The organism is Pseudarcicella hirudinis (genome assembly GCF_900115665.1).
GTDB classification, from domain to species: Bacteria; Bacteroidota; Bacteroidia; order Cytophagales; family Spirosomataceae; genus Pseudarcicella; species Pseudarcicella hirudinis.
On the sequence record NZ_FOXH01000001.1, the window covers coordinates 592,580 to 613,507 of the forward strand.

The 20,928-nt window shown below is 42.2% G+C and carries 32 protein-coding genes; 10 read left to right on the forward strand and 22 right to left on the reverse strand.

Annotated features, from left to right (window positions below; translation table 11 throughout):
* Window positions 1–3: 3 nt before the first annotated feature.
* From BM179_RS02330 to BM179_RS02340, 3 genes are read right to left on the reverse strand one after another with little or no spacing between them, the layout of a single operon-like run.
* A complete protein-coding gene (locus BM179_RS02330) occupies window positions 4–234 on the reverse strand; it encodes a hypothetical protein (RefSeq protein WP_092011495.1) in 231 nt (76 codons plus the stop codon).
* Between the two features lie 38 nt (window positions 235–272).
* Window positions 273–1,232: a phage capsid protein gene (locus BM179_RS02335; protein WP_092011497.1), complete on the reverse strand. Its 960-nt coding sequence runs from the start codon at window positions 1,230–1,232 to the stop codon at window positions 273–275.
* 52 nt (window positions 1,233–1,284) lie between these two features.
* The gene (locus tag BM179_RS02340) at window positions 1,285–2,226 is read right to left on the reverse strand and encodes a hypothetical protein (RefSeq protein WP_092011500.1); all 942 of its coding nucleotides are present in this window, start codon (window positions 2,224–2,226) and stop codon (window positions 1,285–1,287) included.
* Between the two features lie 186 nt (window positions 2,227–2,412).
* Here BM179_RS02340 and BM179_RS02345 point away from each other — a divergent pair, with 186 nt between their 5' ends.
* The 10 genes from BM179_RS02345 (at window position 2,413) to BM179_RS02395 (ending at window position 9,618) form a co-directional block, all read left to right on the forward strand.
* Complete coding sequence (locus tag BM179_RS02345) at window positions 2,413–2,862, forward strand: terminase gpP N-terminus-related DNA-binding protein (RefSeq protein WP_092011502.1); 450 nt, start codon at window positions 2,413–2,415, stop codon at window positions 2,860–2,862.
* Complete coding sequence (locus BM179_RS02350; protein WP_092011505.1) at window positions 2,859–4,418, forward strand: hypothetical protein; 1,560 nt, start codon at window positions 2,859–2,861, stop codon at window positions 4,416–4,418. Before BM179_RS02345 ends, BM179_RS02350 begins: the two co-directional genes overlap by 4 nt.
* 2 nt (window positions 4,419–4,420) lie before the next feature.
* Complete coding sequence (locus tag BM179_RS02355) at window positions 4,421–4,840, forward strand: phage protein Gp36 family protein (RefSeq protein ID WP_092011507.1); 420 nt, start codon at window positions 4,421–4,423, stop codon at window positions 4,838–4,840.
* A 107-nt stretch (window positions 4,841–4,947) separates the two neighbouring features.
* Complete coding sequence (locus BM179_RS02360; protein ID WP_092011510.1) at window positions 4,948–6,288, forward strand: phage portal protein family protein; 1,341 nt, start codon at window positions 4,948–4,950, stop codon at window positions 6,286–6,288.
* 77 nt (window positions 6,289–6,365) lie between these two features.
* The gene (locus tag BM179_RS02365; protein ID WP_092011513.1) at window positions 6,366–7,088 is read left to right on the forward strand and encodes a phage head morphogenesis protein; all 723 of its coding nucleotides are present in this window, start codon (window positions 6,366–6,368) and stop codon (window positions 7,086–7,088) included.
* A complete protein-coding gene (locus tag BM179_RS02370; protein WP_177219280.1) occupies window positions 7,063–7,557 on the forward strand; it encodes a phage virion morphogenesis family protein in 495 nt (164 codons plus the stop codon). The genes BM179_RS02365 and BM179_RS02370 overlap by 26 nt, the downstream gene beginning before the upstream one ends.
* Complete coding sequence (locus BM179_RS02375) at window positions 7,557–8,051, forward strand: hypothetical protein (RefSeq protein WP_092011515.1); 495 nt, start codon at window positions 7,557–7,559, stop codon at window positions 8,049–8,051. The genes BM179_RS02370 and BM179_RS02375 overlap by 1 nt, the downstream gene beginning before the upstream one ends.
* Window positions 8,048–8,686 carry a glycoside hydrolase family 19 protein gene (locus BM179_RS02380; RefSeq protein ID WP_092011518.1) on the forward strand — a complete coding sequence of 213 codons (639 nt, stop codon included), beginning with the start codon at window positions 8,048–8,050 and terminating at the stop codon, window positions 8,684–8,686. The genes BM179_RS02375 and BM179_RS02380 overlap by 4 nt, the downstream gene beginning before the upstream one ends.
* Window positions 8,687–8,698: 12 nt before the next feature.
* Window positions 8,699–9,034, forward strand: coding sequence for a hypothetical protein (locus BM179_RS02385; protein ID WP_092011521.1), 336 nt, complete (start codon window positions 8,699–8,701; stop codon window positions 9,032–9,034).
* A 188-nt stretch (window positions 9,035–9,222) separates the two neighbouring features.
* Entirely contained in the window at window positions 9,223–9,618 is a 396-nt protein-coding gene (locus BM179_RS02395) for a hypothetical protein (protein WP_143095124.1), read from the forward strand.
* Window positions 9,619–9,667: 49 nt separating this feature from the next.
* On the opposite strand, the gene BM179_RS02400 is transcribed toward BM179_RS02395, so the two are convergent.
* The 19 genes from BM179_RS02400 to BM179_RS02495 all read right to left on the reverse strand — a co-directional run bounded on the left by BM179_RS02400 (window position 9,668) and on the right by BM179_RS02495 (window position 20,927).
* The gene (locus tag BM179_RS02400) at window positions 9,668–10,507 is read right to left on the reverse strand and encodes a hypothetical protein (RefSeq protein WP_092011530.1); all 840 of its coding nucleotides are present in this window, start codon (window positions 10,505–10,507) and stop codon (window positions 9,668–9,670) included.
* Window positions 10,508–10,549: 42 nt separating this feature from the next.
* Window positions 10,550–10,894: a hypothetical protein gene (locus BM179_RS02405; protein ID WP_092011533.1), complete on the reverse strand. Its 345-nt coding sequence runs from the start codon at window positions 10,892–10,894 to the stop codon at window positions 10,550–10,552.
* A gap of 116 nt (window positions 10,895–11,010) precedes the next feature.
* Window positions 11,011–11,274 (reverse strand): hypothetical protein, encoded by a 264-nt coding sequence (locus tag BM179_RS02410; RefSeq protein WP_092011536.1) that lies wholly within the window; start codon window positions 11,272–11,274, stop codon window positions 11,011–11,013.
* On the reverse strand, window positions 11,264–11,581 hold the full coding sequence (locus BM179_RS02415; RefSeq protein WP_092011539.1) for a hypothetical protein: 318 nt from the start codon (window positions 11,579–11,581) through the stop codon (window positions 11,264–11,266). Before BM179_RS02415 ends, BM179_RS02410 begins: the two co-directional genes overlap by 11 nt.
* A 170-nt stretch (window positions 11,582–11,751) precedes the next feature.
* Window positions 11,752–12,021 (reverse strand): DUF3850 domain-containing protein, encoded by a 270-nt coding sequence (locus tag BM179_RS02420; protein WP_092011542.1) that lies wholly within the window; start codon window positions 12,019–12,021, stop codon window positions 11,752–11,754.
* Window positions 12,018–12,293 (reverse strand): hypothetical protein, encoded by a 276-nt coding sequence (locus BM179_RS25525; protein WP_092011545.1) that lies wholly within the window; start codon window positions 12,291–12,293, stop codon window positions 12,018–12,020. Before BM179_RS25525 ends, BM179_RS02420 begins: the two co-directional genes overlap by 4 nt.
* Complete coding sequence (locus BM179_RS02430; protein WP_092011548.1) at window positions 12,283–12,633, reverse strand: hypothetical protein; 351 nt, start codon at window positions 12,631–12,633, stop codon at window positions 12,283–12,285. The genes BM179_RS25525 and BM179_RS02430 overlap by 11 nt, the downstream gene beginning before the upstream one ends.
* A 30-nt stretch (window positions 12,634–12,663) precedes the next feature.
* The gene (locus BM179_RS02435) at window positions 12,664–13,287 is read right to left on the reverse strand and encodes a BTB/POZ domain-containing protein (protein WP_218159141.1); all 624 of its coding nucleotides are present in this window, start codon (window positions 13,285–13,287) and stop codon (window positions 12,664–12,666) included.
* Window positions 13,275–13,700: an LvrA C-terminal domain-related protein gene (locus BM179_RS02440; protein WP_092011553.1), complete on the reverse strand. Its 426-nt coding sequence runs from the start codon at window positions 13,698–13,700 to the stop codon at window positions 13,275–13,277. The genes BM179_RS02435 and BM179_RS02440 overlap by 13 nt, the downstream gene beginning before the upstream one ends.
* Entirely contained in the window at window positions 13,697–14,002 is a 306-nt protein-coding gene (locus BM179_RS02445; protein ID WP_092011557.1) for a hypothetical protein, read from the reverse strand. Before BM179_RS02445 ends, BM179_RS02440 begins: the two co-directional genes overlap by 4 nt.
* 210 nt (window positions 14,003–14,212) lie before the next feature.
* Complete coding sequence (locus BM179_RS02450) at window positions 14,213–14,485, reverse strand: hypothetical protein (RefSeq protein ID WP_092011560.1); 273 nt, start codon at window positions 14,483–14,485, stop codon at window positions 14,213–14,215.
* Between the two features lie 294 nt (window positions 14,486–14,779).
* Window positions 14,780–15,286 carry a hypothetical protein gene (locus BM179_RS02460; RefSeq protein WP_092011568.1) on the reverse strand — a complete coding sequence of 169 codons (507 nt, stop codon included), beginning with the start codon at window positions 15,284–15,286 and terminating at the stop codon, window positions 14,780–14,782.
* Between the two features lie 108 nt (window positions 15,287–15,394).
* On the reverse strand, window positions 15,395–15,736 hold the full coding sequence (locus BM179_RS25530) for a hypothetical protein (RefSeq protein ID WP_092011571.1): 342 nt from the start codon (window positions 15,734–15,736) through the stop codon (window positions 15,395–15,397).
* A gap of 4 nt (window positions 15,737–15,740) precedes the next feature.
* Window positions 15,741–15,914: a hypothetical protein gene (locus BM179_RS25180; protein WP_177219281.1), complete on the reverse strand. Its 174-nt coding sequence runs from the start codon at window positions 15,912–15,914 to the stop codon at window positions 15,741–15,743.
* Window positions 15,915–15,921: 7 nt separating this feature from the next.
* Window positions 15,922–16,284 carry a hypothetical protein gene (locus tag BM179_RS02470; RefSeq protein WP_092011574.1) on the reverse strand — a complete coding sequence of 121 codons (363 nt, stop codon included), beginning with the start codon at window positions 16,282–16,284 and terminating at the stop codon, window positions 15,922–15,924.
* A 145-nt stretch (window positions 16,285–16,429) separates the two neighbouring features.
* Window positions 16,430–16,819, reverse strand: coding sequence for a hypothetical protein (locus BM179_RS02475; protein ID WP_143095125.1), 390 nt, complete (start codon window positions 16,817–16,819; stop codon window positions 16,430–16,432).
* A gap of 307 nt (window positions 16,820–17,126) precedes the next feature.
* Window positions 17,127–17,774, reverse strand: a complete 648-nt coding sequence (locus tag BM179_RS02485; protein ID WP_177219283.1) for a DUF3164 family protein — start codon at window positions 17,772–17,774, stop codon at window positions 17,127–17,129.
* 64 nt (window positions 17,775–17,838) lie between these two features.
* Window positions 17,839–18,765, reverse strand: a complete 927-nt coding sequence (locus BM179_RS02490) for an ATP-binding protein (RefSeq protein ID WP_092011586.1) — start codon at window positions 18,763–18,765, stop codon at window positions 17,839–17,841.
* Window positions 18,766–18,800: 35 nt separating this feature from the next.
* On the reverse strand, window positions 18,801–20,927 hold the full coding sequence (locus BM179_RS02495) for a DDE-type integrase/transposase/recombinase (RefSeq protein WP_092011589.1): 2,127 nt from the start codon (window positions 20,925–20,927) through the stop codon (window positions 18,801–18,803).
* Window position 20,928 lies beyond the last annotated feature (1 nt).

Sequence of the window (20,928 nt, forward strand, 5' to 3'; positions counted from 1 at the left end):
TGATTAGGTCTTTTCGATTGTAGGGAAATCCCAGTGAGTTCCGCGATTTCGCGAAAGTTTCCACAAATCACCATGCCCATCTAAAAAGACCTTTAGGTTCACACAGTCGTCAGAGTGCACCGCGGTAATAATTGCGGGCAATTCTTTCTTTGAAAAACCGGAATGCTGCATAAGTGAAATATCTTCCTCGGTCGGCTTGTATATTACAATCCGTCCAATTGTTACTTTTGACATATAAAAGGGGTTTTAAAAGGCTTTTAAAAAGGATTAAATTAAGCTGCTGTATCCTCCACAAGTGCTACAACGCCCAAGTTATCAAGGCGTTTTTTGATGCCAGTCGCACGGGTAAGCGAAGAAAGAATACTACCGTAAAACTGTGGGTCATTATCTCTTTCGAAAACGTCAACTTCCCCTACAGCCTTATAAACCATTGACGGATGCCAGAAAAGACTAGCTGCGTTATCTGTCGCGGCCGCAGTCGTGTAAGTCTTAAGGCTCATATCTTTTGCCCCGGTGTAGGCGGCATTGATATTAAGCACCCGGCTACGCTTCATAATCTTAAATCCCATTAGCTCGTTGATTACACCAGCTTTCAAGTCCGCTTCGTTGGTTACATCACGGCGTAGCATCACATCGTCAGAAAACAGATCGTTATACATCTGAGGTGTTAATAACGCTACACGGCCGTCTTGCGGGACATCTTGCGCGTCAAGCATTGCCGCCATTCTTGCGATGTCTTGTCGCAAAGCGGTTTTTCTGTTACCAGTCGACCCGGCCAGCTCCGCAGCTCTTGCCGCCCCTGTTGTCTTGCTGATGCGGACAAACGGAGAGGCTGCGCCCGTCGTCGCGACGTTAATAAATCCGCTAGCTGCGGCCCAGTTGAACAGTACTTTCAAAGCAACACGGTCGGTCAAGTTTGCCAAGTTTTGCGACATAACAGAGTTCCGTTTCGAGAACGAAAGTTCGTATTCATCAATTTTGGCGATTCTGACAGGCTTTACGTAAAAATTCGTAAGCGGTAGGATTAAATCCAAGTCCGTACGCTCTGTTGCATCAACGGGAAACACGGTTAAGTCTTGCTCCACATCTGTCGCTCCACCAGCCTGCGGGATATGCAGGAACTTACCGTTTATCAGGAATGAGGTCGCGTCTTCGGCGAACTCTAAAAATTTGTTGTTAGCGTAAATCGCCTCCACGATGTCGTTAATCCAGATTTCTTTTTGGATAGCCATTTTTTAAAAGAAGATTTTTTAAAGTATCTATTTGTCTGTTTTAGATTAGCGACTATGCGCCGTATTTTGTGCCGAACTTCGCGCTAAAAAGCTTACTGAATCGCTCCGGATTACTTTGTTTTAGTGCGTATAATTGACCCGTTTTATCGAGTCTGGTGTACTCGTCTGCAAGCTTAATTACATCGTTATCTGCCTGCGAATCCGGTTGAATTACATCTGCAAGTGACACAGGGGCTTTTCTTTCAGCTAGCAATTTTTCTACAAGCTCATAGTTACCCGAAGCGTCAGCCAACGCGATGAACGTTTCTTTTTCTGTCGCAGAGATGCGCTTTTCGGTAATAGCCTTGTCGCACAATTGTGCAAAGGCGGCCTTTTCGTCTGTTTTGTTTTTAGCTACAAGCTCATCAAACCTTGCCTTGTAGCCCTGTTCTTGTTTCAATGCAGTAACGGACTGCAAGGCCGCTGACTCGTCTGCGGAGTCAGACAAATTCAGTAGCTTTCTTAATTGCTCTAACATTGTTTTTTTAGGTTGTTTAAGTTGTTTTAAAAGGTTGTCTGAGAGATTGAAATATGTACTCTCGCGGTCATTTTCGTCGACAAGACGAATGCAGGATTTATTTCCCGCGAGCGTAACAAGAGAGGTTTCACGCGCTTTCGAGCGGGCAAAGTACACATACTCTTTCCCGTTTATAGTTTTCAGATATGCGCTACTTTCATCCGGGCGAACAGATATAGACGCGCGGGTTATTATGCCATCGTCAACCAACTGTTTTACCTTTGCGGCTTCCGCAATCCCTGTGTAGGGATTCCATTTTTGCGAAATCGCACCGTCGACTAATTTGCGGTCTGTCCAGTGCCCGCATGGCACATTTAAGTCATGATTAAAAAAACATGTTGGCTCTTGGTCGACGTCGCTAAAGTCTATCCCTTCGCTGTCCAGCCCAAAACCATACACATTTATCGTGTCTTGTGTAGCTATGAAAATGTAATTCATTTTGCTTTCCCTTGTTGTTCGAAACAAAGCTCGAACAAAATTTTAAGTGTCGCAAAAACCTATTTTCAAATTGACCTAAAATTAAGTTCAAATTAGCCTAAATTCAGACTAAATTGGATTTGACTTTTTGTAACTACTTGAATAACTGCTGAATTTCGAAGAAAAAAGACAAACATTCTTGAATTTATGACAGCAGAAAAGCTAGCCGAAACCCTTTATTTTAGCGGGTTAAGTCAGAAAAAAATCGCAGAAATTACAGAGAAGTCCGAGGCCACGGTATCAGCCTGGGCACAAAAAAACAAGTGGGCAGATAAGCGCGCCAGCACCTTAGCCACCCAGGAAAGTGCCGTACAAAGAATCATGAGTCTGATAGATTACCAGCTCAGATATTTGGAGCAACAAAAGGATAAGGCGATACAGGAGGGAAAACTTGTTCCGCTGGATAAGGGGCAGATTGATGCTCTTTCAAAGCTGCTATCTGGCATTAAGCAAAAGGAGATGACATTCGCCCAAATAGTAAACAATATTACTGAATTATTAGGCTGGCTACAGACGGAAGATATTGCACTCAGCAAAGCCCTTGTTCCCTTCACTAATAAGTTTATTAATCTCAAAAAGGATAATTTCGACAAGTGATAACTACTAAAGACAAACAGGCTTTAGAAGCGTATCAAGCGGTCAAACTCAGCATCGGAAAAGCTACAGAGGTTATCTTAGACGAGACTGAATCGCAAAAGGAAAAACGTGTCGCAGAGCTATTAAAGCCTAAAAATTTTGAAGCTTTTTGCGACTATTATTTTCCACATTTAAAGACCGCGCCTTTCGGTTGGTTTCATAAGCGAGGGGCAAAAGAAGTATTAGAAGACAATAAGCATTTTGGCGTATGGGAATTTCCGCGCGAACATGCTAAGTCTACGTTAGCACTAATGCTATTTATTAATCTCTACTTTGCAGGAGAGATTACAGGGCTTGTCTTAACCTCTCAGAGTGCTGATAAGGCCGAAACTTTGCTTTCGAGATTTCAGGCAGAATTTGAAGCAAACGCGCGGCTTATAAACGATTTCGGGAGTCAAAAAAATATTGGAGATTGGTCGGTAGGACAGTTCTCAACTATCCGCGACGTGGGATTTTGGGCGTTCGGAGTTGGACAAAGTCCGCGGGGGGTTATCGTAGGCGGAAACCGTCCTAACGCCTGTCTTGTAGACGATGTAGACACGCCGGATTTGTGTAGAAACCTCGAACGCGTAACCCGTACAGTTGACTGGATAATGGGGGATTTATGGGGGGCGTGTGCTATCAAACAAGCTCGTTTTTTGTGTCTCGGAAATGGTATTCACCAAAAGTCTGTACTTAGACATATCGTCGGAGACACAGAGATAGGAATGCCGAAAAAACCGGGCGTAAGACATCTGAAAGTCTATGCCCTTGAAAATCCCAAAACGCATGCAAAAGACCAAAGCGAAAAGGGCGTCCCAGCCTGGAAGGAAAACTATTTGCGTGGGCAACTTGACTTAAAGCTTATGCAGGTCGGCTACAGGGTAGCGCAGCGGGAGTATTTTCATAAGCATATTATCGACGGAACTGTGTTCAAAAAAGAGTGGGTAAATTATGTTCCTGTCAAGAGCTTGGCAGACTGTCAAGTCGCTGTAAGCTATGTTGACCCTTCTTATAAAGATACCAAGCGCAACGACTTTAAAGCCATTGTTGCTACAACCCGGATAGGTACAAAAATCGTGGTAGTAGGGGTTTGGGTTAGGCAGGCAAGCGTTTCCAGTATGGTGACTGCGCACTATGACATGGATTTGTTCCTAAAAAGCAAAGGACTGAAACTACATATTTGCTATATGGAGGCGAATATGATGCAGGACACACACTTAACCGAATATGTAGCACAAAAAGAAAATTTCGGATACATGCTGCCAATTCGGGCAGATACGCGAAAAAAACCAGACAAAACGGGGCGCATCGAAAATATGACCCCTTTGTTCGAGAGAGGTATTATTGTATTTGCGGACTACCTGAGAAACACCCCTGATTTAATCGCCTTTTTAGAGCAGCTTTTAGGTTTTCCAAACGCGCACGACGACGCACCCGATGCCTTGGAAGGAAGCGAAAATAAACTAAATGAACATCACAGATCAATGACCCAACCACCTGAAACTGGCGGAACACGCCGTACAACAACCTGGTAAAAATGGCATACGTAACAACAACAGACCTTAACGCAGCTCTCTACGAAGAGATTCAGCAATCTATTAGCCGGGACAATTCGAACCCGCCAGAAACCGCAATAAACAACGCGATGGACTTGGTTGCAGCAAAACTTTCACTACGCTATAACATTGCGGCGGAGTTTGCTAAAACTGGCGATAGTCGTAACTCCCTGCTTGTAATGTACGTAAGAGATATAGCAATATACTTCTTATACAAGCTCCCTGAGTCCGTTCCTGCAAAGCGAAAGTTTGCATACGAAGAAGCAATATCTTTCTTGCTCGAATGTCAGCAGGGACTATCCGTAATACAGGGCTTAGACCCCGCGCCAGTAAGCGAAAACCCGGCAGCTTCGGACAGAATTGCCGCTGGATACGAACCCCGCAGGCCGTCAAGGTGGTAAACCCCTTTTAAAACATTTTTAATTTTTCTTGTAATCGATTTTAATAGTCGATTGACACAACTATTCGACTTGCGACAATATCGTCGCTTAAACGCAAAATTAAGCCGATGGCAAAAAAAAGAAAACCAGACGCGGGCATAACCGTTACAGACTTCGCCCGCCCTGTGGTAGAAGTAAAGAACCTAAGTATAGACGTCCGACCGCTTAACCGAACAAGAAAGGAGCTATCGCAGGTTCGACAAGCAATCGTTTCTGCTGAAAGTTCTGTTAATCCAAACAGGCGGCTGCTGCTTGAATTGTATGCGGAAATCTTATTAGACCCGCACCTTACTTCTGTCTCTGAAAAACGCAGATTAGCTGTAACCAATACTGATATTGTTTGCGCGAACGAAAAGGGGGAGCAACACCTATTAGTGCACAAGTTAATAGATACACAATGGTTTGAACAGCTTTTAAGTCATATTATCGAAACGGTAGGGTTTGGCTATACTTTAATAGACCTACTTACGGCCAACCTGCTCGACCCTGCAAGTCTCGAAGAATGCGAGATTATAGACCGTCGGCATGTCAAGCCCGAACTTTCTATTGTAACCAAAACTCCGGAAATGAACAGTGGGTTTGGTTATACCCTTCCGCCATACAACAACCTTTATTTAAGCGTTGGGAAAAAGCGGGATTTAGGCTTACTGCTTAAAGCGCTTCCCTGGATACTCCTAAAGACGGGGAACATTCAAGATTGGGCGATTTTTAATCAAATATTCGGCATGCCCTACCGGGTTGGAAAATACAACAGTACTGTTCCTGGCGACCGTGAAAAGCTTAAACAAGCATTAGAGGAAGCTGGAACAAGTACGTATCTGATTTTGCCAGATGGGACAGAAATAGAGTATATACAAAACACTGGTACAGCAGGGAATGCAGAAAACTTTCAAAAGTTTCAAAAAACCTGCGACGACCAGGTTAGTAAACTTTGGCTTGGCGGAACGCTAACAACGGACGCAGGAGACAAGGGGGCTCGAAGTTTGGGCGATGTGCATTTAGAGGTAGAGGAAAAAATTGCGGCAGCAGATAGAAGGTTTGTGCTTAGAATCCTTAATAGCAAGTTCATCCCTGCTCTAAGGTATGCCGGATACGACATTCAAGAAGGCTACAGATTTGACTTTAAGGAAGCCGAAGAGCAGCTCTCTATTGTCGAGCAACTTGATAACGACCTCAAAATTCACGAAAAAGTTGGCAGGATACCTAAGAAGTTTTTTGCGGAAAAATACGGGGTAACGTTTGTTGACGACAACGACGAGCCGGAAAAAGAAGAGCCTGAGCCAACTAAGCCAGTAGAGAAAGAAAAGAAGCCTAAAGAAGAGGCTGTAAATAACGCAGACGGACTAAGCCTTAGTCACCGCCTTGTTTCGTCTTTTCTCTCTTTTTTCGACCAAGCCCCGAAGTTGTAAAATTAAGCGACCTCGGGGCGCAAGTGAACACCCTATATTCTCATTCGCACACCAATTTAGCGGATGAGGGTAATAATATGAGCGTGAAGGGAATCGTTAACGAAGCCCTTAAGCAAATTCATGAAGGCACAGAATTAGAGATAAGTCAACTCCTTTTTAACCTTACTTATTCTTCTCTACTAGAGGCGGTAAACAAGGGGTTAGAGGGTGAGATAAAGCAGGAATTTAAAAGCAAATTAAAATACTCCGCTGCCTCCTTCTCTGCACATAAGACCGCTGCTCAGTGTGCAGAGCTGCGAGATAGCTTACTCGACGAGAACGGAAAAAAAAGAAGCTTCGCGAAATTCAAAAAAGCAGTATCCGGGATTGTAGACAACTACAACGTGAGATGGCTAGAAGTAGAACACCAGGCGGCTGTAAGGGGGGCGAGAATGGCGACGAATTGGCAGAGATGGGAGGCGCAAGCTGACATTTATCCGAACCTACGCTATCTGCAAACGCGGGCAACGACTCCGGACGAGGCACATTTAAAGTTAGTTGGAATTGTGCGGCCTATGAACGACCCGTTTTGGAGAAAACACCTCCCGCCGAGCCGCTGGGGCTGTCTCTGTGGCGCAGTGCCAACAACCGAAGGTGTAACAGAATTGCCGGAAAAACTCCCGGAAGTGTCGCAAGGTTTAGGCGGAAATGTCGGACAGACAGGCGAATTATTTACCGACGACCATCCGTATTTCAGCAAAAAAGTTTCGGAGCAAACAATTAACAGCTTACAAGATGCCTATAAACCCTCAGCCGAATAAAAAGGAGCTGGCGCGGATTGTTACCGCTCTTAAAAGTCCTGCGACCAGGCGGCAAATTTTAACGATAATCGGGCAGGAAGGCGAAAACTGGTTTAAGAAGTCGTTCCGCGACGAAGGCTTTACGGATACCACCCTCGTAAAGTGGCAGCCCTCTAAGCGACTTACAGCCCTGCCCGCAGAAGGCAAGAAGGCCAAGAAAAGGACAGCTCTACAGAACAGACCGACCCTGACCCAGTCCGGAGACCTGGGCGATTCGATAACCTGGGAAAACGCCGGACAATTCGGGGTTAAGTTCGCCTCAGATCTGGACTATGCGAAGGTTCAGAATGAAGGCGGAAGAGCTGGGAGAAAGCTAGCGGCAAGAATCCCAAAACGTCAATTTATGGGAAAATCCGAGCTGCTTAATTTAAAGATTATGCAGACGATTAGAACACAGGTTTTAGATAAAATTTTAAACAATAAAAAATAATGCTAGAAGCACAATTTGAGATTGCAGGAGCTTTATTGCCGCTATTGCAGGCAGGGACGGTCAAGCAGTTTGATTTAGATAAGGGGCAATTAGAAGACCCTGACAAATACGAAAGCATCCTGCAAGTATCGGTACTTTTGGGTGGTTTGGATATAGACTTTCAAGGCTCTCATGTCGGTAACGCGCAGACAGGAGCGGGCAGCTTTACTTTAAAAACAATATTCAGACTTCCGGAAACTACCTACATCACAAGCAAGGTAGACGATTTGCAAAGACTTGCGGACAACTTCGCAGCTCTCTGGGTTGCAAAAGAGGTTCACAAAGCTGTTTGTAAGCTACCGACCGTTGCCCGGCACGGGTACAGGGAGTATTCTGTCAATACGTTCTACGTCGTAGAGCAAACATATAGGTCTCAGTTTTGGGATACTATCAATACTCCGCAAACCATTACTTTACACGATTTCACCATTAACGTAAATATCCCAATTTTATGAGAATAACAGCAAAAGTACTACAGGCAATTGGCGTGCCTGCGACACGCATAGACGAGCATATTGACCCTATAAACGGGGCTATCTTGTTTGCGAAACTTAGCACAAGCGAACAGGTTGCAGCATTTATTGCAAATGCCGCTTACGAAACAGGATTTTTTCTAAATCTTACTGAAAATCTTAACTACACAGAAGAGCGGATTTTGCAGGTATTTGGCAGACGGATTACTCCTGCACAAGCGAAATTGTGCGCCAGAAATCCCAATAAATTAGGCGATTGGGTATATGCAAACCGGAACGGAAACGGGGGGGTAGAAAGCGGGGACGGGTTTCGTTTTCGTGGGCGTGGATATTTCCACACAACCGGGCGGGCGAATTACAAAGCCCTAAACGGCACAGTCGGAAGGCATATACTCCCGGACGGAAGCGAAGCTGACATAGATTTCACTAAAAAACCTCTTATCCTTTCTGACCCAACCTTTGCCGCCCTATCCGCTGCGCAGTATTGGATAGATAACAAGCTTTCTTCCTGCGAAAGCTTCGAGGCGATTTGCATTAAGATTAACGGAGGCGAAAACGGCCTTGATGCCCGAAAACAGATTTACACCAAACTTTTAAATGCTTTAAAAACAATTTAAAACACCGCTAAGATGGTAAAACAAATTTTAGATTTTTTGGGTATTGCACCCGAAGCAATTACGTCCGGGGCGCTCGGTGCGGCTATTGCACAGTTTTTTAAATTCGGCCTCAAATGGTGGGAGCGATGCGTACAAATTTTGGTCGGCGGAGTATTCGCCGGGTACGCAGACCTCGCATTATTAGAGTACTTTCCGGCGATGAAAAGCCGGGGTTTTGCCGCATTTTTGGCCGGACTACTAAGTTATTACATCATTGGCGGCATGATGGTTTGGGGCAAGAGCTTCAAGAAAAGCCCAATCCGGGCAATTAACAATTTAAAACAAGGACGCGATGAAACAAATCAGTAAAGCCCTGTTCACCGAAACGCTATTGGGAGTAATAGCCATTTCGCTAATTATTGTACTTACACAAGTGCTAGGCTGTAAGCACAAAAAGCAGTCAACTGACCTGCTAATTAAGCGCGATAGCCTCGCCATCGTCGCTAAGTACGACAGTATCAGAGTTGTAAATTTAAAACTTAAAGACAGTATCACCGATGCGAAAATTCAAAAGATTCCTGCTCATTTTTCTAAGTCTTTCCGCGACTCTGTGTTTCGGAATTTCGGGAAGTAGTTTGAGCGACACGACACGAAAGCAGCTTGTCACATTTCCGGCGGTGACAGTTGAGAAAGCTGACAGTATTACAAGGGCGCTGGTAGAATATCCGTTGCTTAAAACCCGGGTTTCTTATCTCTCGCAGGCGCTTGACGCAAGTGAGAGCGAAAAGAGGAACAAGAACCTGGCAGATAAGATTACTATTCAGGTTCTTTCTGCGCAACTTGTCGCGGCACAAAAACAGATAAAGAAAGAAAGGTTTTGGAAAAAAGTCTGGCGGGGTGTGGCTATTGTAGAGCCTGTAGTTATTGCAGTCCTTATTACTGCTCATAAATAAAGAAAAGCCTCTCGGATTCGAGGGGCTTTTTTATTTTAATAATTGCCGCTTAATTATTACCATAATCAAAGCTTTCGTCTGGCTCAAAGTTAGGGTTAAGCATTTGAAGGTCTAAATGAGTCCCTGCATCTGTGTATCTGGTTGGGTTGAATATCTCCCCATGAGTCCCCAAATCGCCTTTATATATTGCATCACCCTTTTTAAAGGAATATGACACCTTTTGTTTATCGGGATTATATTTTCCATGTTGAAGAACTACATTGTCAGAAACCTTAAAATGCCTAATTTCATCTTCGTTCATTTCAAACCACACAAATCCGGTTCGGTCGTTAAACAAAAAGCTTAATTGCAAACTGTTCCCATTTCTATAGACCGAATACACGCTACCTTCTTTCCCTATATACACATCGTCTAGTATTAAAGCCCTCAGCCGATGGAAGAAATCTGACTTTACTTTCCTAGTCAATTCACGACGACCATTTAGGTACAAAGAAAGGGTGCTTTTATCTATACTCATATATTGCTCAACGTCAACCGCTCTCATACCGACCTTAGACATCTTATTTTTAATCCAACTCGTTGTTACTATGTCTGAATCAGTCTTTATATATATCTTTGTTCCGACACGTAGCGCCCTTCCGGACAACATACTATTGTCTATCATTTCTTTTGTCAGCCTTACCAGACCTTCTGCGTCAGCGTAGTTTTCGCTAAGGCTTCGTCCTTGTGACACTTCAACAACTACCTCTTTTTTATCCACAAAGACGATGTTGAAGCGGATATTGCTATACCGTTTGTGTGCGATTGCAGTTCGTTCTAACTTAGCCAATTGGTCTTCACTAAGATATTGCAATCGTTTAAGATTTTGAATTGTGCTTTCGTTTACCATTTTTTTAAGGGTTAAAGAAGGGGCTTTCACCCCTTCGTGTTGTTAAGTTAATAAATCCTTGTATCGGTTTGTGTGGATTTCGTAAATACCAATTTGCTCATTTTCGATTCCTAATCTTGTTGCCTCGCTTTCGCTTTCGACAATCAAAACCGCATCAAAATAATAATCGCCTTGATTATTCCAACCTCCAACAATCCCAGCAGTTTTTTTGAGAGCAACGTCAATTACTTTCATTGCCCCCTCTCTCCCAAAACAATTTTGTGTTTCTAAGAGAGCCACCGCCCAACCATGCGTAACAGGCTGGAAGGTGTTTACATTAATCGTGAATCCATCCGGATTCTCAGAGGCTACACGTAGTAGCTCATCTGTCATTTGCTGATTTACCATAAATAAAGAACTTGTTTAAATTTAACAATACGAAGTTACTACAAAAGTTTGCAAATGCAAACTTTTGGTTGTGTTTTTTTATAGCTGTGCAAAAAAAATCCCTCAGCCCGGAGGGATTAGTTTAGATTCAATTTTTTGTATTTAGCCTTTTGCATTTCTGCGTGTTCCCTCTCCAGTTCCACTAATCGCACATAGAGAGCCTCGAGGCATGTTGCAAAAGCCGCATCTAACCTTAGTATCTTTCTAGGCACACCCCTTCTTACCTCAACGCCTGCCCTAATTAGTACGATTTCAATCGCGTCTATTCCTACAGGAACTAAGGATATTCGCACCCCACACATAAGGGCGCTTGCAAGTTTGTCTAGTGAGTTATTTTCCATCGTTTTGGGGTTTGCGTTTTTCATAATATACCATATAAAAAGATTCTTCAAGGGTTTCAATATAGTCTCCTGATATTCCGACATTTCCGCCCCTGAGTTCTAGTATTGCCTTCTTTAGTTTGTCAACTACATGCCGTTTGAATGATTTTCGGGACAAATCAGCAGGACGAAACATTTCACAAATCTCAACCTGTAGCCAATTTTTACCTTCCGAAACGGTAATTACTATAGGTTGTTTTTCTTCGTAAGTAAAACCAATTCCGTATATATTAACATACTTCGATAATTCGTCTAAAATTTCTTTCATGTCAGTTTGATTTATTATCGTATCACAGTACGATATTGTACGATTATCGTGCTGTAATACGATAGTGGTTATTAATCGTCTTTCTTCTTTGGTGAACCTACAAGTATGTGGAATGCAACGGAAAGTAAGACTATCGTTAAAAATTGTTCTATTGTCATTTTTTTCTAGTTTTATTCTGTGTAATAATCAAAACGTTTTATTCTCTGTAATCCTAGTACGCAGTAGTCTTTCCCGATACCGAACTGTCCGCCTTCCAACTTATAAGAGATTTTCGCAAACATTACACGATGTGTATATTCTTGTTTGTGTGCTATCCATTCCCTTAGCATTAGTTCGTCTCCGACGCTGAAATTCCTGTCATCCTTTCTCACTTCAAAAGGCTTTTTTCTTAGCCAGGTTTGCGAGAAGTATTCTCTTTCGCACTTGATTTCATGTGTCATGATTTGATAAATTTATATTGCAAATCTGTCGTCAGGTACTTTTCTAATATTTCGAAGGCTTTTTGATTAATCTTTTCGTTAACCCTAGTCAAATCAGGGTCTTTCAGTTTATTGTCAAGCTGCCGGATTCTCCTAAGCAGCATTGATGTTAACTCAACCAACGTATCAACCCCCATGAAAGATTTAATCTCGTTTATTTCGGAGGTCGCAAGTTCAATTCCGTGATTTTCTAAAAAGAACTTGAATATTTCGACATTTCGGTCATTCTTCATCGTCTGGCAAATAGGGGTTATGCACCTCATCCATATCATGTACCAAAATCTCGAAAGGAACTTGGATAACTCGTTTATCTATTTCGAGCGAGCGATCCCACTCGTCCATAAACAAAGACATGTCTTCGAATACATGCGTCAGTCTTTCAACTGAACTATTCAGTAAATCTTCCCCCTTTTTAATTATGTGGGACGTAGAGCCAAATGGATCGCTGTACGCTCTTTCAATTACCAATGCCTGCAACATGTTACTAAGATTGTGTGCGAGGTATTGTATTTGCCCTGTGGCAATAAGAATTTTCGCGGCGGCATCCAGCTTTGCGTTATTATTCTCTTTCATTTTTTTGTGTTTAAAAGGTTTTTAAAATTTTTAGTTACCCCACTGCTCTGCCATCGCGTTCGCGATACCCTGATAGGTTTTCGCCCTTAATTCGGCCGCCTTACCCCCCAGTTTGTTGTTTCCTGATGGGGATTGGTTTTGCCATCTTTCGCCCGGCTTCAATCTTAAAACTTCTGTATGGCGCAACAGGGGCAAGCCTTTAAGCCATAGGCAGGTAGCTTTACTTTCCGGATGTCCAAACTGAAACGGTTGTATAATCTGTGTTTGTTCAACTCCGATTATCCGCTTTGCATAGCAGTGCATTATCGGGTTTTCAATTGCTATTCTTTCGCAATGATGATTAAGGAACAGCTTAAAAAAGTTTGCTGCCTCAATCATTTCTAAGATTTTATCAGGATTTAGGCCAAATTCTTTCTTAGAGTTATGATACAGCCTCAGTACGCTAGAGTTGCAGAGCCTTGTACAGACAGGGTGTGCGATAATCAAATCCCAGCTATTGCAATATAGAATATCCCTGACATCGCCTTTGTAGTGCTTTCCAAGAATGTCGCTATTTTGCAGGTCGCAGCTCCAGGCATCATGTCCGTGCTTTTCGAACGCTTGCCGAATTATGCCGGACTTTTCACATGCAACCAGCACTCTCATTGCTCCCATACTCTCGACCTTAAGTAAGTTTCTGCGTATTTCTGCGAAATCCCCGGCTGTTTAATAAGCCTTTGCCTGTAGCGCGGTATGTCTTCCATTACCTGTACCTTTTCTTTTAAAGTTAGCTTCTCGAATACCTTTTCACTTAGCTTTTTGTTGCTATTTGCTTTGTTTCCGTATGCTTCCCAAAAGTCTAAAAATTGAACTTCTGCGGGGAAGTGCTTTGCTGTAATGTTCTTAGCGTCTTTAATAAACTTGTTTGCAGCAGTTACATTAACAGGGAAGTTCGCAGCTAAAAAAGTAAGTTGGGAGGCATTTAGCTCAGCTTCGTTAGAGAATCGCACCAAAGTTCCATCTAAGCGAAATTCAAGTATCAATTCTCCCTCGAACAAAGCAGAGCTAAGGATGAATTTTTCGGTCATAAGTAATTAAGTTTAACTTCTATAATTACGAATTTTTCGTTAACCCCCGGGTATTCTCGTTTCTTAATTCTATAAGTCTTGATCTTTCTGCTAGTAACAAATAACTCACCCTTGTCAAGAGCTGACACCAAAGGGATACCATCCAGTTCTTTAGAAATTTTACGCTCCATTTGCTCAACTTCGTCTTTCGCTTCATTCCATCTTTTTCTTAATACTTCTACCTGCTCGGCCTTTTTCCTCATCTCCTCATACTTATCAAGTGTATTGCCGAGCATCACTTTGTGTTCATTTATTAGCTCCATTTCTTTATTTGTTTAGTAATTTTTGTAAATAATTAGCCATTTGCGCACCTGGAAGGGTTACTGTCAAACCCTTTTCGTCACCCCCCCCCCGTGCTTCCGCGTTTAAGCCTGTAACGCCCCGCTTTTGAGGCTGTCACCTCGTAATTGGGAGGGTTGCCAGCTAGCATCTCTAAGAGATTTAAGCGGGCTACTTTGTTTTCGATCGCTGTTTTAATATTCATCTGTCTCTACCTCACACGACAGATTTTTAATTAAAAGCACAGCGCCAGGAACAGGAATTGGGGCGACGGCTTCATCGTCAAGAGCGTCAAAAGTTTCTAGTACGGCTTTCGCTACTTTCTCCGCAATACATCTTAATGTGCTTTCTTCTTCAAAATCGTTTTCCAGTGCACACATTAGCGTTCGTTCAGCATCCCAATAATTCCCATCAAACTCTGCTTCGAGTTCAATTTCTTTTACAATCTTCACTTTGTATTTTTTCATCGTTATCCTTGTTGTTTTTGTTGAAACCGTAGTCAATGGAGTATGGAAACTCCTTTTCTTCACTTTTATGCCAAAGCCGCTCGTTATTAACTTTCCGAACCGAATGATAGACTATCAAGCATGTCATTTCACAATACTCGAATTGCTCCCACGCTGAAAGCCTATGAAACCAAGTACACCTACTCATCATTGTTTCTCTAACCCTGTTTAAATTGTAGAGAACCTTTATGTTTTTAGCATATCTATCTTGCGTTATCTCTTCGAATGTTTTCATTTTGCTATACTTTGAAATGATTATTTAGCTAATCGCTCAGGGGCGTTTTTGTACAGATTTCCGCCGGGATTTTTGTACGCCCGTCTTTGTATTGCCTCATTGTAGCTTTTCTCGCCATACAAACAGATATGTGACGATTTTAGAGCTTTTTCACAATGTTTCTTTTCTTGCTCAGACATGAGATTATAAAACACCTTCTTTGCTCCCGTGAGCATACAGCGTTTAATACATGCCTTGCTTTGCAAATAATGCCTGTACTGTCTGTGAAATCCCATAAGCCTCAATATCAGCTCTGATTTGTTATCAAATCGCTCATCTACTGAGGGAAATCGGATAAAAAAGGGCAGTAAGTCTTTTACAAATAGATAGTCGCTTGCCTTTATGTAGCTCGGGTCAAACTTCTTTAACACTAAAGCAAAAACCGCCCTGCCCTCGGCTGTACGAATGCCTGTAATTAGGCTCAGTTCGAGATAATTAACCCTTAATTTCTCTAACTCGTTTTCAGTGTATTGCTTAAATACTTCCATCACGGAATTTTATATAAAACCATTACCAGATGAATGTAAAAGAGCAACGATGCGATAACTAAAACGGAGTAAAAAACTGCTTCTGAGGCTAACCATGAGCCGAACTTTTTAAAATTTTCTCGCATGACTTTTGGGGATTGTGTAAATCTTAGGATTACTATCGTTTGTGTATTTCGACTTCGGTAGGGATTCGGAACTAATGTTACTTTCCCCTTTAGTAAGATGCGACCGGAAAATTTTGTAGTCTGCCCAGCCCGGACGGCGGGGCTTCCATTTCACATACCTGTTTTCTAAAAGCTTATAAAAACAGGAAATGTTTTCGGCTGACAAGTCTTTAAATTCCAGCACTGGAACTCCGTCCATGACCTCGCACACTACGCCGAAAGTGTACAAGCTTTCCGTACGTGTATCGCTTAGATACACCTTTATTTTTTGTCCTATCTTATACATTTTGTTATTTTACCCCTTTTAAGATGTTTTCAATTGTAGCGTTTTCTTTGTAAAATTTTCTGGCAAGAATAGGAACAATAACATCTACACGAAGCCCCTTTTTGTAATAGTCTTCGAAGTCCTTACGAATTGCTTCGTACATCATTTTTGTAGTATGCCTTTTTGCGCCTTTCGCCATCTTTTTTTTAAATGTATTTTTTAATAATTGTGTCCCTGAGTTGCTGCAAAAAGTTTTCCTCGTAGGTATCCTTTCCAACAAAATCAAAACAACCGTCTTGTAGACAGCAAATGAAAATAAGCGCTTGGCTTATCGTAAGCGTAAACACTGTTTCAGCCCCTATATTTTTCGCTCTACTCGCCTTCTTTGCCGCTTGCTCATAGATTTCTTGTAAGATTGCTGCACAGCCGTAAAGCAAGATATTTTCCTTTAAAACAGGCAGTGGGTTTTGTTGAAAAAACACAACAAGTATTTTTCCGAGGGCTTCCAGTTCGCTGTGATTAAACTTTAGCTTTAGTTCCTGCATCGCATTTCTAAGATTTTGATACATAACCAATTAGGAAAATAGTTAAGTCGCCAGCGTGGGTAAAAAGCTCTGTTTAGTGCTAAACTTGCTTTCGGGTTTCTAGTTGAAAGCACATTAAAGAGGCTTTCCGGGAAGAAAAACCAATCTTCCAAATACACTAATATTTTATTCATCTTTTTGCTGCTTGTTGCTTCCATCTTTCTAGTGCAGTAATGCAATTTCTCAGATCGTCAGCAGGTAATTTAAAAATCGTTTCAACCTTAAATGTTTTCTGTACAAACTTATTAAGACGCGAGAAATCATTTCCCTGAATAAGCCCCATTCCGCGGGCAATCTGGTTGATTTTTGTTCGCATGCGGTTAAGAGATTTTTGTATTCCGTCTTGCAATTCGGCTATTAATGCAGCCATCTGCGATTCCGTTAATTCGCTTGAATGTTCTGTTACGCCACCTGAGTAGTGTAGTACCATTTTTTCGACCTTTGATTTGTCAAATTTCCGCTCTTTCACAAGTAAATGAAAAGCTTTATTTTGTTCTGATGTTCTTTTGTTATTTTCCATGCTTATCGTTATGTATTGTGGGAAATAGTACTCGTAAAACTGCTTAAATCCTTTCTCGCTATACTTCATCACCTTTTCGTTTATACGTTGAATAAATCTTGCTGGTTATCTGGTCTCTTGTTTTGATTAGGTGCGTACTTTTTAACCTTTTCAGCCCACTTTAGATACTCCTTTTCGAGTTCCTCTCGCAGCTTCAAAAACTCTTTTGGCTTGTTGGCTTTTAAGTACGTTTTTGAGTCGTGAGACCTTAGTTTAGCCTCAGCAGACTTTAAGTGTACTTTGGCTTGTTGGTAGCTGCTAAGCGGCTTCATACACGCGTTAGAGAAAGAGGGATTTCGTCCCATTCGCCAAGTTCATTTTTTTCTTGAAATGTCATAGTATAGCGCGTGTCTATTTGTCTATAACTTTCCTTCAACAACTCAATTCCTTTTTTCCAGTTTGGGTCTTCGTAATCATTTTCCATCTTATATAAGAGTTGCGCCCTTGAAAGCTCTAACTTACCGTTTGCATTTTTCTCTAAAAGAGTTCTAATCCATTTGTACGCATCTTCGTCTTTGGCTTTAAAATGACTTTGAATAAACAGGGATAGATGTTCTTCTGCCATTTGTGCACGCTCGTCAAAATCACTCACCGTCCGGTATGCGTACACACACCTTCTTGCGCCATCCTTACTAGTTACTGAAAAGCCTCCCTTTGAGTGCGCTGGAATGTCTCCATATTCTTGCATAATTTTATAGAGTGCCTCCAATTCGTCAAATGCCTTTTTCTTGAACTCGTAGAGCGCAATTGACAGCCCATTCGCCCCAGACATTAAGCTTTGTAAGACATCCTCTCTTGTGTCTTCATATGCTTGTCTTTTAGACCTTTTTAGTTCGTTTTCTTCTCTGCGTTTTTTCGAAAGTAACGCCTCCAATTGCTCTACTGTAAGTTCAGTTGCTACTGCTGTGTTTTCCATGTTATTTATTGTTTTATTGTTTGAATTTGTAAGCCTTCTAAGTGTTAAATATCCCTTAAACATATTATTGTTTGTTTTGCCGTTTTATCGCGACTACAATACTTCTTTCGACTCTTCTAAGGTCTGTTACAACCTCTGTAATCTTGCCTCGTCCGTTTGTTCTCGTCTCTCTGTCACATCCTGCCCAGATAGCCGAAATTGTTTCCGTGTCGCTTACACCGTTGGCCTGGCATATCTTTGCAACGTCTTCGTACTGGCTTCCGGGAAGTTCAAGAAACCTGCTGCCAATACGTGAAAGAATTTCATCAAAGCCAACTTGATTCTTTGCAGCTCCGTTTAAAATCTTCTTTTTAAGATGCTGAGTTCCGCAGATAACCAAGCCACATTCGCGCTCTAAGGCATTGTAAAAGCTTATAATAAACTGCAAGCTTGCGGGCTTTAACTTGTCAGTTTCATCAAGCATCAGGATAGGTTTTGTTGTCGCAGAACGCTGGCGAAAAAAGGCTATAATCTGTTCTAACATATCCTCGCATGTATGTCGTTTTTCAGACAATTTTATACCCACCTCTCTGCAAACTTTCTCTAAAAACACCCGGTATCCCCACGCCTCGCAACGGATTAGAAATACGCCGCTTGTAGTATCGTTTTTTAGGAAGGATTCTAGGCTTTTAGTCTTTCCTGAACCCGCCTTTTCCGATATGCCAATACACATAGAATCCTGTTTAGCGTTTTCTAAAGCGGCAGTGAGCCATTGGAAATTTGTAATGTCCGCAATCTGCCATTTTTCGGAATCCACTCGGTAGTTAAGCATTCCCGCAATGTCACTCCAAGCCTTGTCAGGGAACTTGAACCATCGCTCAGGCTTGCGAATCTCCGTAATGTAAGCGTTCGAAACCCCTAGCTTTGCCGCAACCTTAGTGTAGCTGCCCAGGTTTGAACTTTCCCGCTCAATCAGCGAGACAATATCGTGTTTGTGCTTTGTTGTTATCATATTTATAAACGGGTTTTAAATTCCTTTTAAAAACTCTACCATTGCCCCCAAAAGTCGTCCATTACCTTTACGGGTTCAGCAGCTTTTCCCTTCTTAGTTCCCCTGCGTTTAATGTTCTCTTTCATTTCTGCTATATTTGGAAGGAATGCGGCTGTTTCTGCTTCTACGGCAGCAGCTTTACTAACTTTGTGGCTGGCAAGAATCGCCATTGGGTCGTATTGTCCTGCCTCCATTAGTATTTTGGCCTTTTTCTTAATTGCCTCACTCGTTTGCTTTTGCTTTGCCTGAAACTCTGCGATTTTACCCCATTCTGCATCCTTTCCGTAACCGTCAAACCCGTCATTTCTTGCCAAACTTCCCAGAAAATCGCCTGTGTCCGGGGTAAATATCATCACTTCGCTCAGGTCTCTTTCGTCGTATTTTACTACGATTTCGGCGTGTTTCATTAAAATATCGGCCGCATTTATCGCGTATTTAGCTGCTTTCGACTCAATAAGAGGGAATAAACACACCTCGTTATGTACCTGCAATCTGACTGTACGCCTTGTGATTTTCAGTTTAGTTGTTTTCCACAGCAAATCGGCAATTTCCCAGCGTTCTATGTTTACGCTTCCCTCATAATCATCGAATAGATTGTATAGCTCTGATGGGCTATAGTCAACATTCTTGTATTTTTTAGAATATTTACTCAGCTTAGTTTTTCTATACTCGTTTATATACCCTGCAATCTCTTTAACAGCATCCTCAAATTTCCAGTTTTCTCTTTTTGCTTGCTGGAATTGCTTAGTAAGCTGGTCGGCAGATCGGTGAGCATTTTCACGCCGTGACTTAACGCCCTCCCCGATATAATAGTCTGAATCTATCAAGAATACAGACTGAAATGTTTCAAACCAGCGTTCAACGCCCGGCTTCCCGGTTGGGCTAGTGGTTTCGGTAGTTTTAACACCAAACCCCTGAAACTTCTTAATAATCGTTTCGACTTCGTCAGTTCCATACCAGCTACCACGGTCATATCTTAGCTCGTATGGTAGTTTTCCGGTGCGCTCAATGGCCATTCGCAAGGCATTTATTACCATATGTCTATTTTCAGACATATCAAGGCTGTATCCGAGAATATCTTGCGTAGCGTGGTCGCGTACAACGCTTAGTACCGCCCGTCCCATCGCTAAATCTTTTTTCTTTGTTGTAACTTCGTTGGGATCTTCCCAATAGTGCGGAGTTATGTTAATTGGAGTTGCATCTATTTCCCAGAGAATATTCTTTTCTGTGGGCATCCGGAGAGGCACAAAACCAGAGAACTTTGCCGCCCGCCCTGTTCCGCCAAAACGCTTAGCCTGCGTTATCACTTTTGTTTCTTGTTTAGCTAAAGCCTTGTAGAACCATTGTTCAGATACAAATTCGCCGTCTTCCCATCCTAATAGGCTGGCAGCCAACTTACATTGTCTATAAATGTGCGCGGCAGAAAAGTTCCGGCCATCGTTTCGCATAGCCAGCGCCCACGCATAAAGTTCGTCGTGTCGTTTTGCCTTGCGGTTTTTGTTTCCTACGTTTTTAATCGTAATAGCCTCCCAGATTTCGCATTCTTTGCGGAGGTAAACACGCTCCAATAACCTTTTTAGGTTTATTTCATGCACTGGAAGAAGCTTGGGTACACCCTTGCCCTGCTGATACGTTCCAATCCAAGCGGCAGCCTGCTTAAACGTATCATATCGCTTCCAGTTGTCAACATGACTAGCAACTATCTCACATATTGCGCAAGCTTTAGCAAGTGCTAATTGTTTTTTTTCATCTCTATCATTCCACGCCTTGTAATGCCGCATATACACCATTACTCTAACATCAATCTCTGAAACTATCTTATCAAGATTAATTTCTATTACGCTTTTCTGTACAATATGCCCTCTATTTTTCTGTTCATTTATGTACTCTTGCGGTTGAACACCTTTAAGTACATTCTTAAGCATTAGGTCTTTATACCGTAATGCCATCGCTTCCCATTGCACAAGGCTTTTTCGACGATCAGAAGGGTCTTTTTTTATTACCCAGCCATCCCGCCCACGATACGCCCCAACCACAATTGTATTTTTCTGAATACCTGCGGCCGTGAGAGACTCGATAGTAACGTATAAGCGTCCGTCTATTTCCTTTACAATATCCTGCATA

Coding starts and splice junctions, on each gene's coding strand:
- BM179_RS02330 (WP_092011495.1), bottom strand. CDS start 234: ATGTCAAAAGTAACAATTGGACGGATTGTAATATACAAGCCGACCGAG.
- BM179_RS02335 (WP_092011497.1), bottom strand. CDS start 1,232: ATGGCTATCCAAAAAGAAATCTGGATTAACGACATCGTGGAGGCGATT.
- BM179_RS02340 (WP_092011500.1), bottom strand. CDS start 2,226: ATGAATTACATTTTCATAGCTACACAAGACACGATAAATGTGTATGGT.
- BM179_RS02345 (WP_092011502.1), top strand. CDS start 2,413: ATGACAGCAGAAAAGCTAGCCGAAACCCTTTATTTTAGCGGGTTAAGT.
- BM179_RS02355 (WP_092011507.1), top strand. CDS start 4,421: ATGGCATACGTAACAACAACAGACCTTAACGCAGCTCTCTACGAAGAG.
- BM179_RS02360 (WP_092011510.1), top strand. CDS start 4,948: ATGGCAAAAAAAAGAAAACCAGACGCGGGCATAACCGTTACAGACTTC.
- BM179_RS02365 (WP_092011513.1), top strand. CDS start 6,366: ATGAGCGTGAAGGGAATCGTTAACGAAGCCCTTAAGCAAATTCATGAA.
- BM179_RS02370 (WP_177219280.1), top strand. CDS start 7,063: ATGCCTATAAACCCTCAGCCGAATAAAAAGGAGCTGGCGCGGATTGTT.
- BM179_RS02375 (WP_092011515.1), top strand. CDS start 7,557: ATGCTAGAAGCACAATTTGAGATTGCAGGAGCTTTATTGCCGCTATTG.
- BM179_RS02380 (WP_092011518.1), top strand. CDS start 8,048: ATGAGAATAACAGCAAAAGTACTACAGGCAATTGGCGTGCCTGCGACA.
- BM179_RS02385 (WP_092011521.1), top strand. CDS start 8,699: ATGGTAAAACAAATTTTAGATTTTTTGGGTATTGCACCCGAAGCAATT.
- BM179_RS02395 (WP_143095124.1), top strand. CDS start 9,223: ATGCGAAAATTCAAAAGATTCCTGCTCATTTTTCTAAGTCTTTCCGCG.
- BM179_RS02400 (WP_092011530.1), bottom strand. CDS start 10,507: ATGGTAAACGAAAGCACAATTCAAAATCTTAAACGATTGCAATATCTT.
- BM179_RS02405 (WP_092011533.1), bottom strand. CDS start 10,894: ATGGTAAATCAGCAAATGACAGATGAGCTACTACGTGTAGCCTCTGAG.
- BM179_RS02410 (WP_092011536.1), bottom strand. CDS start 11,274: ATGGAAAATAACTCACTAGACAAACTTGCAAGCGCCCTTATGTGTGGG.
- BM179_RS02415 (WP_092011539.1), bottom strand. CDS start 11,581: ATGAAAGAAATTTTAGACGAATTATCGAAGTATGTTAATATATACGGA.
- BM179_RS02420 (WP_092011542.1), bottom strand. CDS start 12,021: ATGACACATGAAATCAAGTGCGAAAGAGAATACTTCTCGCAAACCTGG.
- BM179_RS25525 (WP_092011545.1), bottom strand. CDS start 12,293: ATGAAGAATGACCGAAATGTCGAAATATTCAAGTTCTTTTTAGAAAAT.
- BM179_RS02430 (WP_092011548.1), bottom strand. CDS start 12,633: ATGAAAGAGAATAATAACGCAAAGCTGGATGCCGCCGCGAAAATTCTT.
- BM179_RS02435 (WP_218159141.1), bottom strand. CDS start 13,287: ATGGGAGCAATGAGAGTGCTGGTTGCATGTGAAAAGTCCGGCATAATT.
- BM179_RS02440 (WP_092011553.1), bottom strand. CDS start 13,700: ATGACCGAAAAATTCATCCTTAGCTCTGCTTTGTTCGAGGGAGAATTG.
- BM179_RS02445 (WP_092011557.1), bottom strand. CDS start 14,002: ATGGAGCTAATAAATGAACACAAAGTGATGCTCGGCAATACACTTGAT.
- BM179_RS02450 (WP_092011560.1), bottom strand. CDS start 14,485: ATGAAAAAATACAAAGTGAAGATTGTAAAAGAAATTGAACTCGAAGCA.
- BM179_RS02460 (WP_092011568.1), bottom strand. CDS start 15,286: ATGGAAGTATTTAAGCAATACACTGAAAACGAGTTAGAGAAATTAAGG.
- BM179_RS25530 (WP_092011571.1), bottom strand. CDS start 15,736: ATGTATAAGATAGGACAAAAAATAAAGGTGTATCTAAGCGATACACGT.
- BM179_RS25180 (WP_177219281.1), bottom strand. CDS start 15,914: ATGGCGAAAGGCGCAAAAAGGCATACTACAAAAATGATGTACGAAGCA.
- BM179_RS02470 (WP_092011574.1), bottom strand. CDS start 16,284: ATGTATCAAAATCTTAGAAATGCGATGCAGGAACTAAAGCTAAAGTTT.
- BM179_RS02475 (WP_143095125.1), bottom strand. CDS start 16,819: ATGGAAAATAACAAAAGAACATCAGAACAAAATAAAGCTTTTCATTTA.
- BM179_RS02485 (WP_177219283.1), bottom strand. CDS start 17,774: ATGGAAAACACAGCAGTAGCAACTGAACTTACAGTAGAGCAATTGGAG.
- BM179_RS02490 (WP_092011586.1), bottom strand. CDS start 18,765: ATGATAACAACAAAGCACAAACACGATATTGTCTCGCTGATTGAGCGG.
- BM179_RS02495 (WP_092011589.1), bottom strand. CDS start 20,927: ATGCAGGATATTGTAAAGGAAATAGACGGACGCTTATACGTTACTATC.